The sequence below is a fragment of the Marinimicrobium agarilyticum DSM 16975 genome (assembly GCF_000423345.1).
Lineage (GTDB): Bacteria > Pseudomonadota > Gammaproteobacteria > Pseudomonadales > Cellvibrionaceae > Marinimicrobium > Marinimicrobium agarilyticum.
The window spans coordinates 141,724-158,965 of record NZ_AUHU01000005.1 but is presented as its reverse complement, the minus strand read 5'-3'; the positions used below and the strand labels follow the sequence as shown (position 1 = coordinate 158,965).

The window sequence follows — 17,242 nt, the reverse complement described above, 5'->3', positions numbered from 1 at the left end:
CTACGGCAGTACCTCTTCCTGGTCTTCCCCCTCTTTCGGTGGGGGCATAAGGTCCTCTTTCGTCAAGTGCATCACCGCCAGGGTATTGGCCGAGACGTAAATGGACGAGTAAGTCCCCACAACAACGCCGACAATCAGCGCCGTGGCAAAACCACTGATCAGCTCGCCACCAAAGATAAACAAAACCACCAGAACCAGCAAGGTGGTCAATGAAGTCAGCAGGGTCCGCTCCAGGGTCTGGGTCAACGAGGTGTTGATAACCTCGTTCGTCGTGCCTCGACGCATTTTCCGGAAGTTCTCGCGAATCCGGTCGAACACCACAATGGTATCGTTGAGCGAGTAGCCAATCACGGCCAGCACCGCCGCGAGGACCGTCAAGTCAAAGTCGAGCCCCAGCAGCGCGAAAAAGCCCAGAACGATGATCACATCGTGAATCAGGGCCGCCACGGCACCAATGGAGAACTTGTACTGGAAACGAATGGCGACGTAGATCATCACCACTGCCAAGGCAAACAACATCCCCAGGCCGCCCTGGTCACGCAGCTCGGCACCCACTTGCGGGCCGACAAACTCGCTGCGGCGCAGCTCAATGCTCGCCCCGGTAGCCTCTTCGAGAGAGCGAATCAGGTAACGGGAGTAGACATTGTCCAGTGCGTTCTGAACAAATACTTTGACCTGATCCCCCTCTGTGGTGATTCGCGTCTTGCCGAAGTAATCGGCGTCAAACAGGTTGGCGTTTCTGAGGGTCTGCTCATCCACCCCGGCGAACACCAGCACTTCGGAAAATTGCACCTCATTGCTGGGCGCGTTGCGCACATCAACCAGAGTGGCTCCGGAGGACAATGCGGCCACGTCCTCCTCCAATTGTTCGACAACACCGTCGCTCAAGGCGTCCTGGGTGCGGATCAGCACCTCGGAGTCGGAGCCAAAAAACACCGCTACCGGATTCTCCAGCCCCTCATCCGAGAGCACGTCGCGAATGGTGCCCAAGTCAGCGGGCTGATCAAAGCCCAACTCAATCTGGGAGCCGCCGGTAAAATCCAGCCCGAATTCGATACCGCGCACCGCCAGGGCAAGGATCGACCCGACCAGCAGCACAATGGAAATGGTGGCGGCGGTTTTGCGCCACCCCATGAAATTGATGATTTTCGCTTCCTGTGACATAGGGCTGCTCTCTTAAATCCAGATCTTTTTCAGGTTGCGACGACGGCCATAGACCAGATTGGCCAGTGCCCGGGTGCCCATGATGGCGGTAAACATGGAGGTCAGAATACCAATCGACAGCGTCACCGCGAAGCCCTGTACCGGGCCGGTACCAATCGCGTACAGAATGACGGCCACCAACAAGGTCGTGATGTTGGCATCGAGAATACTGACAAACGCCTGCTCATACCCTTTGTAGATGGCTGACTGCGGCGGCATTCCGGCTTTGAGCTCTTCGCGGATGCGCGAGAAAATCAGCACGTTGGCATCCACCGCCATGCCGACGGTCAACACAATACCGGCAATACCGGGCAGCGTCAGGGTCGCGCCCAACAATGACATCACCGCCACCAGCAACAGAATGTTGGCGGCCAGGGCCAGGTTGGCAAAAATGCCGAATACCTTGTAATACACCAGCATAAAGGCGAGCACCAAGCCCAAACCGATGACCACGGATTTCAGACCGGTCTGAATATTTTCAGCGCCGAGCGATGGGCCAATGGTGCGTTCTTCAACAAAGTACATGGGCGCGGCCAGGGCACCCGCGCGCAGCAGCAGCGCCAACTCCGAGGCCTCGGCCGGGGACTCCAGGCCAGTAATCCGGAACTGTTTGCCCAGGGCGCTCTGAATGGTCGCCAGGCTGATTACCTCACGCTCGACATAGTTCTCTCGAACTTCGACACGCTCGCCCGCCTCATTGATCTCGTAGTCGGTGCGGGTTTTGTGCTCGATAAAGAGTACCCCCATGCGACGGCCGATATTGTCCCGAGTGGCACGATGCATTTTGGTGCCACCCAGGCCGTCGAGGGTGATGTTCACCTGGGGCATATTGGTTTCGGCATCAAAACTGCTGGTGGCGTTGGCGACATGATCGCCGGTCAGGATGATCTGTCGCTCAAGCTCGGCTGAGCCGAAGCGTTGCCGATCGGTTTCGCTGCGGTAGGGAAACGACTCTTTCATGGACACCATGGTGTCCGGCCCCGCTTCCAGGCGGAACTCCAGGTTGGCGGTCTTACCGATAACGCGCTTGGCTTCCGCCGTATCCTGCACGCCGGGCAGTTGAACGATAATCCGACTGCCCCCCTGACGCTGTACCACCGGCTCGGAGACACCGAGCTCGTTCACGCGGTTGCGCAGCGTGACCAGATTCTGGCCGAGCGCATAATCTTCCACTTCAGCCACGGCCGTTTCACTCAGCCTCGCGACAAAGCGATAATCGCCCTCTTCGTTCTGGTCTTGGGTAAAAACCAGGGTACTGTACTCGTCCTGAAGCAACTCAACGGCCTGATCACGCAGCTCGGCGGAACGGAACCGGGCGACGATGCTCTGTTCATCATTGACGTCCACACTGCTGTAACGGAGCCCCTCTTCCCGCAGGGTGCTTTTCATCTCATCGGCGTTGATTTCCTGACGGGTCTCGATCGCCGACTCGACATCCACCTCCATCAGGAAGTGCACACCGCCGGACAGGTCCAGACCCAGGCGCATGGGAGACGCCCCCAGGGCTTCCAACCACTCGGGGGTGGTCGGCGCCAGGTTCAGGGCGACCACATAATCAAAACCCAACGCCTCTTGCAATTTGCGCCGAGCCTGCATTTGAGCGTCTTCGTGGCGCAGGCGCACCAGAATGTTGTTCTCGCCCAGTTCGATATTCTTGATATCGATGTCGGCCTGATTGAGCTGCTCTCGCACCCGATCGACCAGCGCCTGATCCACTTCAACGGAGCCGGACTGGCCGGAGATCTGTACCGCCGGATCCGGGGTATAAAGGTTGGGCAAGGCGTAGACGAAGCCCAGGGCAACGACCACGAGAATCAGCAGGTACTTCCAAAGCGGGTAGCGGTTAAGCATAGACAGTTCCGTGACTTATTCGACGGTATCGGATACAAATGAAGGCCCGGATTATACCGATTTCCCCCTAGACAACAATCAAAGCACAACAATGAAAGGGGCGCTCAAGGGCGCCCTTTTGTGACTCAGCCCTCAACTGCGGGGACTGGGAGGCCTTTGGCCTGGTAAAAATCCGCGACAAATGACTCCAGTTCACCCTTATCCAGGGCCGCACGCAAACCGGCCATCAAGGATTGATAGTGGCGCAGGTTATGGATGGTGCCGAGCTGAGCGCCCAACATTTCGCCGCACTTATCGAGGTGGTGCAGGTAGCTGCGGCTGAAGTTCTGGCAGGTGTAACAGTCACAATGCGGGTCCAGAGGCCCGGTATCGTGACGATGCCGGGCGTTACGGATCTTGATCACGCCTTCACGGGTGAAGAAGTGACCGTTGCGGGCATTGCGGGTCGGCATGACGCAGTCGAACATGTCCACGCCACGACGCACGCCCTCCACCAGGTCCTCCGGCTTGCCCACACCCATCAGGTAGCGGGGCTTTTCCGTCGGCATGTGCGGCGCAAGCGCGCTCAGAACCCGCAACATGTCGTCCTTCGGCTCACCGACCGACAGACCGCCGATGGCGTAACCGTCAAAACCGATATCTGTAAGCCCGGCGAGCGACTCCCGCCGCAGGGATTCGTACATGCCGCCCTGCACAATACCAAACAGCGCCGACGGGCTGTCTCCGTGAGCGGTCTTGGAGCGGGCCGCCCAGCGCAGGGACAGCTCCATGGACTTGCGGGCTTCATCTTCGGTGGCCGGGTAAGGCGTGCACTCATCGAAAATCATCACGATGTCGGAGCCCAGATCCCGCTGCACCTGCATCGCCTCTTCCGGCCCCAGAAACACCGGGCTGCCGTCGATGGGCGAACGAAAGGAGACGCCCTCCTCGGTAATCTTGCGGATATCGCCCAGGCTGAACACCTGAAAGCCACCGGAATCCGTGAGGATGGGGCCGGACCACTGCATAAAATCGTGCAGATCGCCGTGCGCCTTGATGACCTCGGTGCCGGGGCGCAGCATCAGGTGGAAGGTGTTACCCAGAATGATCTGGGCGCCGATGCCTTCAATATCCCTCGGCAGCATGCCTTTGACGGTTCCGTAGGTGCCCACCGGCATAAACGCCGGCGTTTCCACCGTGCCGCGCGGGAATTTCAGCCGACCCCGGCGTGCATGGCCGTCCTGGCGGTCCAGCTCAAACTGCATAAAAGACATGGATCAATCCTCGGATGACGATGCGCCCACCGTCTCCTTCGGAGCCTCGGGGTCTCGGGTAATGAACATGGCATCGCCGTAGCTGAAAAAGCGGTATTCCTGCTCGACCGCCTCCCGATAGGCCGCCAACGTATGGCGATAACCGGCAAAGGCGGACACCAGCATCAGGAGCGTGGATTCGGGCAGGTGGAAATTGGTCAGCAGGGCATCGACCGCACGAAATTCATAGCCCGGGGTAATGAAGATATCGGTCTCGCCGCGATACGGAGCAATCCCCTCCTCTATTCCCTCTTCCTGGGCATGCATGGCGGCGGTTTCCAGGCAGCGAACACTGGTGGTGCCCACCGCAATCACCCGGCCACCGCCGATGCGGGTCGCGCGCACCTTCCGGCACACCTCTTCGTCAATTTCCATGACTTCGCTGTGCATGCGATGCTCGGCAATGTTCTCCACCCGCACCGGCTGAAAGGTACCGGCCCCAACGTGCAGGGTCACGAACGCCAGGGTCACGCCTTTTTTCTGCAGCTGTTCCAGCAAATCCGCATCAAAATGCAGGCCGGCGGTCGGTGCTGCCACCGCTCCGGCATGGCGCCCATAAACGGTCTGGTAACGCTCCCGATCAAGTTCCTCATCCTCGCGCTCAATATAGGGCGGCAGAGGCATATGGCCGAGCCGCTCCAGAACCTTGAGGGCGGGCTCATCCGACGGGAAGTTCAGCTCAAACAGGTCATCCCGCCGGCCGGTCACCGCCAGGCGGGTACCGTCTTCCAAGAGGATGAAACTGCCAATTTTGGGGGACTTACTGGCCCGGGTATGGGCCAACACCCGCTGTTCACTCAGCAGGCGCTCAATCAGGATCTCCACCTGACCACCGGTCTCTTTGGCACCGAACAGGCGCGCAGGGATGACTTTGGTGTCATTAAACACCATCAGGTCCCCGGGCCGAACCCGGTCCAGAATGTCGGGAAACTGGGCGTGTTCAAGCTCACCGGTGGGCCCGTCCAGACACAGCAGCCGACTGCCCCGTCGCTCGGACGCGGGCTCACGGGCAATCAGTGATTCGGGTAAATGGTAGTCAAAATCCTGGCGGCGCATAAAAATCGGAATTGGTCGGGGGTTAAAAGCCCGCAAGGGTACCCGAAACCCCCTAAAATGACCACCAAATCAGCGGCCTTTGCGTCGGAGACGCCCCCAACGCCGGTGCGCCGTACCAGCCCCAAAAGATAGCGCACAAGCCCGCGTAGGGCGGATAAACGAAGAGCATCCGCCAAAACCACCGCCAGCTCCGATAAAACACAAATCCTTGGTTGACGAACCCTCGCACGCTGCTATAATCCCGCCCCGCAATGCCAGAGTGGCGAAATTGGTAGACGCAGGGGATTCAAAATCCCCCGCCCGCGAGGGTGTGCCGGTTCGAGTCCGGCCTCTGGTACCACTTCTTTTATGTATAGCCCGTTCGATCCCTATCCCGTAGTGCCCTCATGCATGGGTCGCCCAGCGCTTCCAAACACCGAAAAAGTTCGATACAACCACACAGGCCTCACTAAAAACCTAGCCTACAGAATGCTTCCGTTTCCTCCGACCGAACAGGCCAAACCAGAACAGACCTTCGAGAAATATGCCTAAGATCAGGAAAATAACCCCTCCCGCGGGAATACCGAAGGCATAGCACGCGATAGCGGCAAACAGGCAGCACACTGCCAAAAAGACTCTTACGATTGCGCTCAATTGACTCTCCTTTGTTGGTAAGCGGCTTTACTAGTAGAAGTAAACATAGGCAACGAGCCCCGCAAACCAAGGTTCAGCCCAGATAGCTAAAAAGCCTAGCGTCAATAATAGCCCCTCGAACTTTCGCGTCGCCAGCAAGTAACAAGGGAACGCGGTAGGCCACTGAACCGCTCCCCTTGTTCAAATCGGACTTTGTGGCACGAGATCATCTCAATAATGAAATGATGTTCCCCATCGAATAAGCCGGGTACAAATAGGCGGTCAAGCCGCCAAAACGTCGATTTCTGTGTGAGGGGAGTGACTACCCATCCTATTTCTCCGTCAGTTTTGACCCAACGTAACGAACACCCATCCGCTCGATCGCGGTACCGGGTGGGGCCCGGCACCTAAAACGGTCTCATTGATTCGCCCACTCTTCCCCTTCGGGCGTGCGGCGCCATTGGAAATACTCATTCAGTACTTTCAGCGCCTTTCTATCCGGCACGGGCCCCAGCTTGGGTTCCTGCTGGAAGTACATGACACTGGAAGAGCCGGGCTCGAATTCAGGCCACTTGGGGAGGCCCTCGCCATTGGGGTTTCCGGATTTGGCGAAATTGGTCCAGTAGGTCGCCATGGCCTCGGCTATTACCGGGTCCGACGCCATCGCGTCCGGGCTGTTGGGGTCCACCCGTTGGAATACATAGGCAATCTCTTGCCCGTGAGGAGAGCCGTGATTGTGTCTCGGGGAATCCTCAGGGAAGGAGGGGTTCTGATCAAAATAGTACAGATAGGCCGGCGCCCCGTCCTGCTGGGCCTGCAAACGCGCCCAGCTCCAGGTATGCCAGCCGAAGGCGGCGTCCCGAATCAGGTTTCGGGCGTTGCGGGTCACCTCCGTTTCACTGATGCCGTAAGCATCCATCAAGGGTTCAGCGAAGGGGCCAAAACGGGTCTCAATGCCCTCAACAAAGGCCTTGGGGTCGTCGCTTCGAACAAAGCTCAATCCTTCATCGGAGTTATAGCCGACGATGACCGGCACATCATTATAGTCCCCCTTCTGATACAGCTTGTACTGGTCGTCCGGTATCACATGGCCATCCACAATGGGCCAGCCCCCGGGCATGGACCACTGCTGAGGAATAAGCGCTTCGGCGTCCATCTCGCGCAACTCGTCAATGGATGAGACGCCAAAGCTCTCAACATACTTCACGCCGTCCGCCTCGGCCTGAGCCAGCGTGTTCATGTTCTCACCGGGGTAATTGGGTTTGCGGGTCGGGCCGAACGAACCGCCGCTTTGCGAGATCGCCCCTTGAAACAGGCCTTCGGCCAAGGGCGAGGCCGTCAGCATACTGACGGAGATGCCGCCGGCCGATTCCCCGAAGATGGTCACCTGGTCCGGGTCACCGCCGAAGGCGCCAATGTTACTCTTGATCCACTTCAGCGCCGCAATCTGATCCAACAGGCCGTAGTTACCCGAGACGTTATTCGGGCTTTCGGCGCTCAGCTCCGGATGCGCAAGGAAACCCAGCGGCCCGACGCGATAGCTGATGGTCACCAGCACCACGCCCTTCTTGGCAAGCGTGGAGCCCTCGGTCAGAGGGTCCGCCGAAGAGCCAAAGCTGAAGCCCCCGCCGTAAATCCACACCAGCACGGGCAACTCGTCTGTGTCGGCATCGGCTGGCGTCCAGATATTCAGGTAAAGGCTGTCTTCACTCTTACCGGCCGGTGGTTCTCCAGCCTGTATCGGCGAGGGGGCATATTCCAGCGCCTGGCGGATGCCGGACCAGCTTTCAGGCGGTTGCGGAGCCTTCCAGCGCAGCTCGCCCACCGGCGGCTTGGCAAAGGGCACCCCTTTAAACACCGTTAACTCGCCTTCGGTTTTACCCTGCAAGGTCCCCTGCTCTACCGTTACCCGGTCCATCGTGAAATTCTTTGACCGCAGTTTCCATTCGGGGAAGGCTTCGGGCTCTTCCTGCATAAACACTTTCGCCTGGTCGCTCTGGCCCTTCAACTGCCAGTCCAGCCACTTCAACGCCAGTGCCGCAAATGAGCCGCCGTTCGCCTGCTCAAACGTTCCGGAATGCCCGGCGGTCTGGTGGTTGGCAAGCACGACCGGAACATGGTCAATGCGCTCGTAATCCAAAATCGCGTTTTCAGTGGCCACATCGGTCTCCCCGCCCACCAGGTAGATGACTGGGGCGTGAAGATTGGCCAGCGAGCTGCGGGAGGCTTCCGCCATGGTCATATCGCCAATGCCGGAGTTGAACATCATGAAGGTGGTAAAACGCGGGTCGGACGCCGTTGCCAGCACCTGAGCACCCCCGCAGGACTGACCGGCTGAGGCTATATGCTCCAGCGCCACTTTCTCGTAGTAATCGCTCTGTTTGGCGGCCGCCTGAGCGGTCACCCAGTCGACCGCGGCGGTCATCATCTCGTTACCGGCCTTCTTCAGCGGCCGATCATCCAGGCTGCGCTGCATCTTGCCCAGGGCAATCACCACGTAACCATGAGAGGCGACTTCGGAGAGCATGCGCTCAAATGGGAAGGATGTGTCGTTGCAACCGCCGTTGGCAAACACCACCACCGGCAGCGGACCTTCGCTCTTGGCGGCCTGGGCCAGGTTCTCCGGACGGTATACGACATACTCAGGCAGAGACTTCTCAGTCGCCGCGATCGCCTTGTAGGGGCCACTACCGCCCTCATCAAGGACTTTGGAATCAATAACTTGGGCAAAAGAGAGGCTGGACGTCAGGCACAGACAGAGGAATAAGAGGTTTTTCACGACGACTCCAAAGGGACTTATTGTTGGTGGGGACAGGATGGTAAGTTTATTATTTGTACTATAATACTGCCAGGTGGAGTATTCAAAGGTTTTGAGGCAATTAACAGGTGCCTCATGACCAAACATTCCAGTTCGTCCCCTACTTCCAGATTCCGCATCAATAATGGTGTCCTCTAAGATTAATCTGGCGACTGAGCCAGCCTTGCACTATTTAATTAAATGGTTTATTAATATAAAGCATGAGCACTCAAAAACCACCGCAGCAAACCGAAAGACCTCCTCCGCTGCGCAGCCCCGGCCGGCCCAGCGACGATCCGGCGATCCGCGATCGTATGCTTGATGTCGCCCTGCGCGAGTTTTCCGCGCACGGTTTCCGCGGTGTGTCGGTGACTGCCATTGCGAAGGAGGCCGGCGCCACACCGGCGATGATCCACTACTACTTCGGCAACAAGCAGGGGCTGTATGAGGCCGTGCTGCAGCACGCGTTGGGGCCTATCCTGGCCCAGTTGGAGTCCGCGACCAGACACCCGCCCGACGGCGAGGATCGGCTGCCGCGTTTTGTTCACAATTACATGCGCCTGCTGGCAGACAACCCCCAAGTACCGTCCTTGATCGTGCGTGATGTACTGACACCCGGCGGCCAGATGCGCGACACTTTTGTGCAGGGCTTTGCCGGCCGCGGTGGCCGTGGGCTGCGCGAGCTGGTGCAGAGCGCCCAGAAACTCGGCACCCTGCGCACTGACCTCGATCCCGACCTGATCGCGCTGTCGCTGTTGAGCATGGCCGTCTTCCCCTTCGTCGGCCGGCCGGTGGCCGGGCAGGTACTGGATTACAACATCGAGCCCGAGCGTATCGACGAACTGGCCGAACACACCCTGCAACTTTTCTATCACGGAGCCGGCACATGACCCCTTCTGTTTCCAGAACCTGTGTCCTGCTGATGCTGTTAGCACTGGCCGGCTGCAACGAGACGGACGAATACCCCGTGGTGGGCACGCTGGAGCGCGACCGCGTCGCCCTGGCGGCCGAGCGGGCCGAACCGGTCACCACCATTCATGTGCGTGAAGGCCAGACGGTCAAGGCCGGAGCACTGTTGCTGGAACAGGACACCCGGCGCCTTGAAGCCGAATTGGCGCGCCTGGAGGCCGCCACCGACCGCAACCGCCGCCGGCTGGATGAACTGCTGCGCGGCCCCCGGCAGGAAGTCATCGACGAAGCGCGCGCCCGCCTGATTGCCGCCGAGGCGGCTCTGGAGACGGCCCGCAACGAGCTGCAGCGCATCGCCCCCCTCCAGGCCCGCAACCTGGCCAGCGCCAGTCAGCTTGATGCCGCGCGCAATGCCCGGAATCAGGCCCGGGGCGAGGTGGACGCCGCCCGCGCTGCGCTGGCGGCGCTGGTCGAGGGCACCACCGCTGAGGAACTGGAACAGGCCCGGGCCGCCGTGCGCGAGGCCAAGGCTGCGGCCGAAGGGCAGCGGCTGACGCTGGAGCGGCTTACGCTCACCGCCCCGCGCGCCGCCCTGGTTGAATCGCTACCGTTTGAGCAGGGGGAAACACCTCAGCCGGGCGAGGCCCTGGTCCTGCTGCGCGCAACCGACCAGCCGCCTTATGCCCGTGTCTACGTGCCAGCCGCATTGCACCATCAGTTCCAGCCGGGTGTCAGAGTACGAGTGCGTATCGACGGCCACGGCGACCGGACGGGCCGGGTGCGCTACATTGCCAGCGAAGCGGCCTACACCCCGTACTTTGCCCTGACCGAACACGACGCCGGCCGACTCAGCTATCTGGCTGAGATCGACCTGGAGAATGCGCAAGCGCTGCCCAGTGGCATCCCGGTGCGTGCGGTCGCACCCGATGCATCGGGAGGAGGCAACGATGAGTGACTCCATCGCTATCGACGCCAAAGGCCTGACCAAGCGCTTCGGTTCACTCACGGCGGTCGATGATCTCCACCTACAGATTCCCGAGGCGGCCATCTACGGCTTCCTGGGCCCCAACGGCTCGGGTAAGTCCACCGCCATCCGCATGCTCTGTGGCCTGCTCACACCCACCGCCGGCGAGGTGGAGGTGCTGGGCTTTCGCGTCAAGGGTCAGGCCGAGGAGCTGAAGCGACACATTGGCTACATGACGCAGAAGTTCTCGCTGTATGAAGACCTCACTGTGGAGGAGAACCTGCGCTTTCTGGCCGCCGTCTACGGTCTGCCGCGGCGCGACCTGAAACAGCGCATTGATGGGGCGCTGGAGGAATACTGGCTGACCGAGCAGCGAAAGCAATTTGCCGGCACCATGAGCGGCGGCCAAAAGCAGCGTCTGGCCCTGGCGGGCGCCACTCTCCACCGCCCTCGCCTGCTGATTCTGGACGAGCCCACATCGGCCGTCGACCCACAGAGCCGCCGCGATTTCTGGGACATCCTGTTCGCACTGGTCGAGCACGGCACCACGGTACTGGTTTCCACTCACTACATGGATGAGGCCGAGCGCTGCCACAATCTGGCCATCCTGGACCGAGGCCGCCTGGTGGCTGAGGGCCGCCCGCGTGATCTCATCCGCAACATCAATGCTGGTGTCGTGGAAATCGAGACAGCCTCACCCCGCGCGGCGCGCGACTGCCTGGAAGCGACCGACGGGGTACAGAGCGTTGCCCAGCTCGGCACGCGCCTGCACGCACTCACAGACAAGGCGGTCGAAGACCCCGCCGGGCTGATCCGCCGAGCCTTGGAGAAAGCACATATCGACAGCGAGGTCGACTCCGTTACGGCCAACCTGGAGGATGTCTTTGTGGCCGCCACGCGCCTGAACCGCCACGGAGGCCGCGAGACCCATGCTGCGTAGACTGCTCGCCATCGCCGGCAAGGAAGTGCGCCAACTCAAGCGCGACCGACTGACCTTCGGTATGATTGTCGGCGTGCCGTTGTTGCAGATACTGCTCTTTGGTTACGCCATCGACCTGGACGTGCGCAATGTCAGCGCGGCTGTGGCAGACCATGCCAACACCAGTCTGTCCCGGCAGTTGGTAGCATCAACCGAAGCCAGCCAGGTGGTGCGGATAACCCGATCGGCCGCCGGTCCCGAGGAGCTGGAAGCGCTGCTCGATGCGGGCGAGATTGATGTCGGCATCTACATCCCGCACGACTTTGAGCGGCGGGTGATGGACGCCGACCGGCCCGCCGGTCAACTGCTGATCAACGGTTCCGACCCGACGGTGGAAAGCATTGCCCGGCGGCTCACACAGATGCCCCTGCCGGGCCGGGCGCAGCCGCCGCCCCTGTTCGAGGCGCGCACCTACTACAACCCCGAACGCCGCTCACCAGTCAACATAGTCCCGGCCCTGATCGGCGTCATCCTGCACTTGACCATGGTGTTGTTTACGGCCATTGCCATCGTGCGCGAGCGCGAGCGCGGCAATCTGGAGCTGCTGATCACCACGCCGGTAACATCATCAGAGCTGATGCTCGGCAAGATCATTCCCTACGTCATCATCGGCCTGATTCAAGTCACCCTCATCCTATGGGTCAGTCAGTGGCTGTTTGACGTGCCGGTGCGGGGCCATGTGCTCGATCTCTACCTGGCGTCCGCCTTCTTCATTCTCGCCGCGCTGGCGCTGGGCCTGACGGTGTCGACGCTGGCGAAGACGCAGTTTCAGGCCATCCAGCTCACGGTGTTCACTTTCCTGCCGTCGATTCTGTTGTCGGGGTTCATGTTTCCATTCGAGGGCATGCCGCGCGTGGCGCAATGGATCGGGGAGGCGATTCCGCTGACTCATTTTGTCCGGCTGTCGCGGGGGATTCTGGTCCGGGGCGCGGAGCTCGGAGAGCTGCACGCGGAGATCTGGCCGATGCTGGTATTCTTTACGGTTTTCATGATCGTCGCGACGCTGCGGTTCAGTAAGCGGCTGGACTGATTTTCACAAGTTTTTCTGCGCCAAAGCTCGGGCATGCGGGTTCAGCGCCGCTTTCGCCGGACATACTGGAAAGCCGCCCACAACTTCTGTGGCCTTGTTTGTTATGTGTTCTTTTCGGATGTATCAGAAAAGCAATACTCTTTACCGATTCCTTATCTATAAATCGATAAATTTAGGGAGCGCCATTAATACAAAACCTACCAGTAAAATTACGTATACATTGTAAATAAAGTAAGGATAAATTATTAACGCTAAGCCACTATAGCGCATCACCACGTTTTTTTGTTTACCGCCATATATAAAGTACCCTAAACCTATGGAGCTAAATATCAGACCTAGAATTAACGTCCAAGTGTCAAACAATTAGCCACCTCCACAATGAGTTTTCAGAGTTAAGTATTGACCACACATAACCGTCTTTCATGCTCGGCATGAATTTACACAACACCCTGCCCCCACCGTTTGAAATACTCATACGCAGCTGGCTCCATTTGAACAACTTGTATTTGTCCCGGATTATTCACACCAAACTGGCTTCCAGTTCCTTCCGCAGGATATCCGTGGCCTACCGATGCACCTAAGAAAAACCATTCATCAATATTTTCAGGTTTGATGCCTGGAACGGGTTTATACCACGTCCCGAAAGCCCCGTCATCCGACGACAGGTTAGCGCTAACCAACAGGCTGCTGGGTCGTAAGCAGCAAATCGTCAACTCGGAAATTTTTCAACCAAATAGGAGAATTCCGCACCAGTTCCCAACGCAACACAAAGGATGCGCGCCTCCTTTTGAAAAACTATTTGGCTTTTCTCTTTGCACGATATGCGAGAGCCTTCGCCCGATTACCACAGGAGGCCATGCTGCACCAGCGACGGCGGTGTGACTTCGTTTGGTCATGGAACAATAAGACGCAGTCGCAGGCTTCACACTCTTTAACAAGCGGCAGGTTTTCTTCTGTCAACAACTTGACCAAAGCCTGCACCACTGGCTGTAACAGGCTTTCCGCGCTCAGGTCCCGCCTTTCCTCTTTTTTACTGAACGCGGCCTTCTCAGGCTCCCATTCAAGCCTCTCCACGGGATGACCGCGTTCGAGTACCTCGTTAACGAGATCGGGGTCGGCAGCCCGCCCGTCTTTGGCGGAAATGACCAGCCGCCTCATCTCCTCACGAAGTGCGCGGGAACGTTGTAACAATCCGGCCGGCGGGGGCGTAACCGCTTCCGTCAACACACCCGCCTGGCAGAGCCACTCAACCACACTGGCGTCTTCTTCCAGGCATTCATGCTGATCCGCCCCTGTACCAAACAGCGTGTTGATGAAATCGAGAGCGAGGTTGCCAGCGACAAACGGCGGCGCAACTTCTGACGACATAGAAAAGTAACCTTTAATATTGGTGTTGACAGGTTACCACGACCAAGGATAACCTTCAAAAATAAACTTTAGTGGTTACTCAGGAGATTCGTTATGACATACCAAGACCCGAACATACCGGTTAGTACTGCGGAAGCCCCACTTTCCGAGGGCAAGGCAGCCACCAAGGCGTCCTCACAGGCAAAGCGTCAGATCCACCACCGCTTTGAGGAGGTCCGTGATGTCAATCTCTTCTATCGCGAGGCCGGGGATCCGGCAGCACCAACGGTTTTGCTGCTGCACGGGTTCGCAGCCTCGTCCTATATGTGGCGGGATGTTATCGACGCCCTTGCAGACCGCTATCATGTGATTGCTCCGGATCTGCCCGCTTTTGGCTATACGGAGTCACCGGAGCGCGGAGAATACGAGTACACATTCGCCAACCTGACGGAAACGATTGATCAATTCACCCATCAGTTAACGATCAACCGCTATGCCATTGCGGTTCACGACTACGGCGCGCCCGTCGGGTGGCGTTTGGCTCTGGCCCACCCCTCCAAGGTGACTGCGATCATTTCTCAGAATGGCAACGCCTACGAAGAAGGGCTCTCAAACGGGTGGGAACCGATCCGCAAGTACTGGAACAATCCCACTAAAGAGAACCGCGACGCACTCAGCGACTTCCCGAGGCCAGAATCCATCAAGTGGCAATATGTAGAGGGGGTCAGCGATACCAGCCTGGTCGCGCCGGATGCCTACACGCTGGAAGGCGCCCAGATCTCTCGTCCCGGCATGGCAGATATCCAGCTTGACCTGTTGCTGGATTACGCGAGCAATGTTGAGCAGTACCCGGAATTTCAGGCATATTTCCGGGAACACCAACCGCCGCTGCTCGCCGTCTGGGGGAAACACGATCCATTCTTTCTCCCCCCAGGCGCGGAGGCATGGAAGCGGGATATACCGCACGCGGATATTCGCTTCTACGACACCGGGCACTTCGCCCTGGAAACCCACGGCAACGTGATCATCCCGGTTATTCGCGAATTTCTGAATAATCATCTGAAGAGCTGAATAATATGAAATCGGGCGACTAAACAAGACAACTTTCTGACCGGTGGCAGTGGTTACATTGGCCTGGGGCAGAGATATGGCCACCATTGAGCAGCCTCGGTACCAGAGTGAGTGCTACCCCGCCGCCAGCAAGGAAGGTGAAGTATCTCAGCATCGTCACCACGAAAGCCGGGCGGCTACGCGCGCCTCATCAGCGTGCAATGAAAACGACCAGCCATTGCGCTCACAGAGCCGTTGAACGATGCCCAGACCCAGACCATACCCATTTGGCTGCGACGCCTCGGTCGGCTCGTACTGCGCATCAGCTTCACCGCGCACCTGATTGGTGATAAACAGCACCCCCTCTTCGACGTGAATCGTGATCGGTCCCTGCCCGTCGAGCGTGTGCTCGAAGGCATTACGCACCAGATTATTGACCGCGATAGAAAAAGCCTGTGCGTGTCCGCAGGCTACGGGTTTTGAGCGATCACCGATTTCAACATCAATCAAATCGATTTCAACATCGACGGACCTTCCGTTTAACAGGTAACGCTGCTGGTCTATCGCTTGCCTTACCAGCGGCATCACTAAAAACTGCTCCTCGCACAACCCATCGTCGGTTTCCCGAGCGAGACACAAGAACATTTCAATCGTGGTTTTCATCTCGAGTGTCGCACGCCTTATTCGATCCACCACCTCCACATCGGTCGTTGACAGATCACTTTGCTCCAGAAGCTCAAGTGCTCCTGTTATCACTGTGATCGGCGTGCGCAACTCATGGCTGGCCGAAGCGGTAAAGTATCGCTCCCTCGCCACAAAGGCGCTGATACGCTCAAGAGTCTTCTCAATGGTCTCAGCGAGCATGCCAACCTCATCATCACCAAACCGGCGGGACTCTATGCGTTTATGATCTCCAGCCGATAGATTTTCCAGGTCGATGTTCTCGACCATTTTGGCGAGTTGCGAAACAGGAGCGACAGCCCTACGCATCACAATAATTCCCAACCCGAAACCAAGAACACCGAGCGTACCCACAACACCGGTGATAAGGAGTAGCAACCACCAGTCCTCTGACGATGAAGCCTCAATCCCGGCAACGTCGAAAACCACAAAGGCGTGTTGCTTTTTATCGCCGAGAGGCACTACCGCGACGTGCAACTCCTCGGCAGTGAATTCGTACAACCCCTCTTCGGGGTTCGCCTCCCCCCACGCCCTGATTGGCTCCGGCAAGCTACCAGCCTCATCGTATCCGCGAGGGTTCTCCGTCAGGGAGGGATAACGTTCGGCGGCACGCTGGAGCTGAGTCACCAGCACACGATCTTCGCTCAACCTGATCGCCGCGAAGAAAGCCAACCCCCAGACCACGCTGAGCGACGCTACACATATCGCAAATGCAATGGCGACCCGATTGCGCAAACTTCGCCGATACATCAGTGATCATCCTCTGCTATTCGGTACCCGATGCGATGCACCGTGTGAACCAGCCGGGTATCGAACGGACCATCGATAGCCTGCCGAAGCCTGTACAAGTGAGAGCGAAGCGCATCACCATCGGGGCGCTCGTCGGCCCACAACAAGGTTTCGAGATCCTCGCGAGCCACAACAGAAGGGGCTTCTTCCATCAGTCGTTCCAGCAGCCTCATCCCGGCAGGGGTGAGGTCGACGCGCTGCCCCGCACGGTACACTTGCAGCGTGGACCGGTTCATGGTCAGGTCACCAACCGTCAGCAGGTTCTCAGTATTTCGGTGACTGCGTTTATACAGCGCCTGAAGTCGCGCATGCAACTCTTGCAAGGCGAACGGCTTGACCAGATAGTCATCGGCTCCGGCCTCGAACCCCTTAAGCTTATCGTCAAGCGTGTCTCGCGCCGTCAGCATCAGTACGGGGGTACCTTCTGAGCCCTCCGCTCGCAGTTTCCGGCAGAAACTCAGGCCATCCATCCCCGGAAGCATCAGGTCCAGAACAATAACGTCGTACCTATTCGATAACGCCAGGTGCATGGCTCTAATACCGTCATAAGCAAAATCCAGAACATAGCTGTGCTTTTCAAGGTACGCGGCAATGTTCCCGCAAATATCACGGTTGTCTTCGACAATCAACGCTCTAATCGGCACGTCACCGAATTTGCGTACCATCCGTTGCCCTCCCTTAC

Annotated in this window: 13 protein-coding genes and 1 tRNA gene; 6 read left to right on the top strand and 8 right to left on the bottom strand. The window is 58.5% G+C overall.

What is annotated here, in order from left to right:
- The 4 genes from secF to queA all read right to left on the bottom strand — a co-directional run bounded on the left by secF (window position 1) and on the right by queA (window position 5,402).
- Window positions 1-1,164 (bottom strand): protein translocase subunit SecF, encoded by a 1,164-nt coding sequence (secF, locus tag G547_RS0105900; protein ID WP_027329045.1) that lies wholly within the window; start codon window positions 1,162-1,164, stop codon window positions 1-3.
- A 12-nt stretch (window positions 1,165-1,176) separates the two neighbouring features.
- The gene (secD, locus tag G547_RS0105895; RefSeq protein ID WP_027329044.1) at window positions 1,177-3,054 is read right to left on the bottom strand and encodes a protein translocase subunit SecD; all 1,878 of its coding nucleotides are present in this window, start codon (window positions 3,052-3,054) and stop codon (window positions 1,177-1,179) included.
- A 125-nt stretch (window positions 3,055-3,179) separates the two neighbouring features.
- Window positions 3,180-4,298 (bottom strand): tRNA guanosine(34) transglycosylase Tgt, encoded by a 1,119-nt coding sequence (tgt, locus tag G547_RS0105890; protein WP_157209809.1) that lies wholly within the window; start codon window positions 4,296-4,298, stop codon window positions 3,180-3,182.
- 12 nt (window positions 4,299-4,310) lie between these two features.
- Complete coding sequence (gene queA / locus G547_RS0105885) at window positions 4,311-5,402, bottom strand: tRNA preQ1(34) S-adenosylmethionine ribosyltransferase-isomerase QueA (protein WP_027329042.1); 1,092 nt, start codon at window positions 5,400-5,402, stop codon at window positions 4,311-4,313.
- Window positions 5,403-5,655: 253 nt separating this feature from the next.
- Between queA and G547_RS0105880 the strand changes: the two genes are divergently transcribed.
- A tRNA-Leu gene (locus G547_RS0105880) sits at window positions 5,656-5,742 on the top strand.
- 690 nt (window positions 5,743-6,432) lie between these two features.
- Here G547_RS0105880 and G547_RS23355 read toward each other — a convergent pair.
- The gene (locus G547_RS23355; protein ID WP_211224513.1) at window positions 6,433-8,793 is read right to left on the bottom strand and encodes a carboxylesterase family protein; all 2,361 of its coding nucleotides are present in this window, start codon (window positions 8,791-8,793) and stop codon (window positions 6,433-6,435) included.
- Between the two features lie 239 nt (window positions 8,794-9,032).
- On the opposite strand from G547_RS23355, the gene G547_RS22535 reads away from it, so the two are divergent.
- From G547_RS22535 to G547_RS0105850, 4 genes are read left to right on the top strand one after another with little or no spacing between them, the layout of a single operon-like run.
- The gene (locus G547_RS22535; protein WP_051234915.1) at window positions 9,033-9,701 is read left to right on the top strand and encodes a CerR family C-terminal domain-containing protein; all 669 of its coding nucleotides are present in this window, start codon (window positions 9,033-9,035) and stop codon (window positions 9,699-9,701) included.
- Complete coding sequence (locus G547_RS0105860; RefSeq protein ID WP_027329040.1) at window positions 9,698-10,675, top strand: HlyD family secretion protein; 978 nt, start codon at window positions 9,698-9,700, stop codon at window positions 10,673-10,675. The genes G547_RS22535 and G547_RS0105860 overlap by 4 nt, the downstream gene beginning before the upstream one ends.
- Window positions 10,668-11,624, top strand: a complete 957-nt coding sequence (locus tag G547_RS0105855) for an ABC transporter ATP-binding protein (protein ID WP_211224512.1) — start codon at window positions 10,668-10,670, stop codon at window positions 11,622-11,624. The genes G547_RS0105860 and G547_RS0105855 overlap by 8 nt, the downstream gene beginning before the upstream one ends.
- Complete coding sequence (locus G547_RS0105850) at window positions 11,614-12,693, top strand: ABC transporter permease (protein ID WP_027329038.1); 1,080 nt, start codon at window positions 11,614-11,616, stop codon at window positions 12,691-12,693. The genes G547_RS0105855 and G547_RS0105850 overlap by 11 nt, the downstream gene beginning before the upstream one ends.
- Window positions 12,694-13,488: 795 nt before the next feature.
- Here the strand turns inward: G547_RS0105850 and G547_RS0105845 are convergent.
- Window positions 13,489-14,061 carry a CGNR zinc finger domain-containing protein gene (locus G547_RS0105845; protein WP_027329037.1) on the bottom strand — a complete coding sequence of 191 codons (573 nt, stop codon included), beginning with the start codon at window positions 14,059-14,061 and terminating at the stop codon, window positions 13,489-13,491.
- 93 nt (window positions 14,062-14,154) lie between these two features.
- On the opposite strand from G547_RS0105845, the gene G547_RS0105840 reads away from it, so the two are divergent.
- Window positions 14,155-15,111, top strand: coding sequence for an alpha/beta fold hydrolase (locus tag G547_RS0105840; RefSeq protein ID WP_027329036.1), 957 nt, complete (start codon window positions 14,155-14,157; stop codon window positions 15,109-15,111).
- A 156-nt stretch (window positions 15,112-15,267) separates the two neighbouring features.
- Here the strand turns inward: G547_RS0105840 and G547_RS0105835 are convergent, their stop codons facing one another.
- Both G547_RS0105835 and G547_RS0105830 read right to left on the bottom strand, forming a co-directional pair.
- On the bottom strand, window positions 15,268-16,521 hold the full coding sequence (locus G547_RS0105835; RefSeq protein WP_211224511.1) for a sensor histidine kinase: 1,254 nt from the start codon (window positions 16,519-16,521) through the stop codon (window positions 15,268-15,270).
- Window positions 16,521-17,225: a response regulator transcription factor gene (locus G547_RS0105830; protein WP_051234913.1), complete on the bottom strand. Its 705-nt coding sequence runs from the start codon at window positions 17,223-17,225 to the stop codon at window positions 16,521-16,523. The genes G547_RS0105835 and G547_RS0105830 overlap by 1 nt, the downstream gene beginning before the upstream one ends.
- Window positions 17,226-17,242 lie beyond the last annotated feature (17 nt).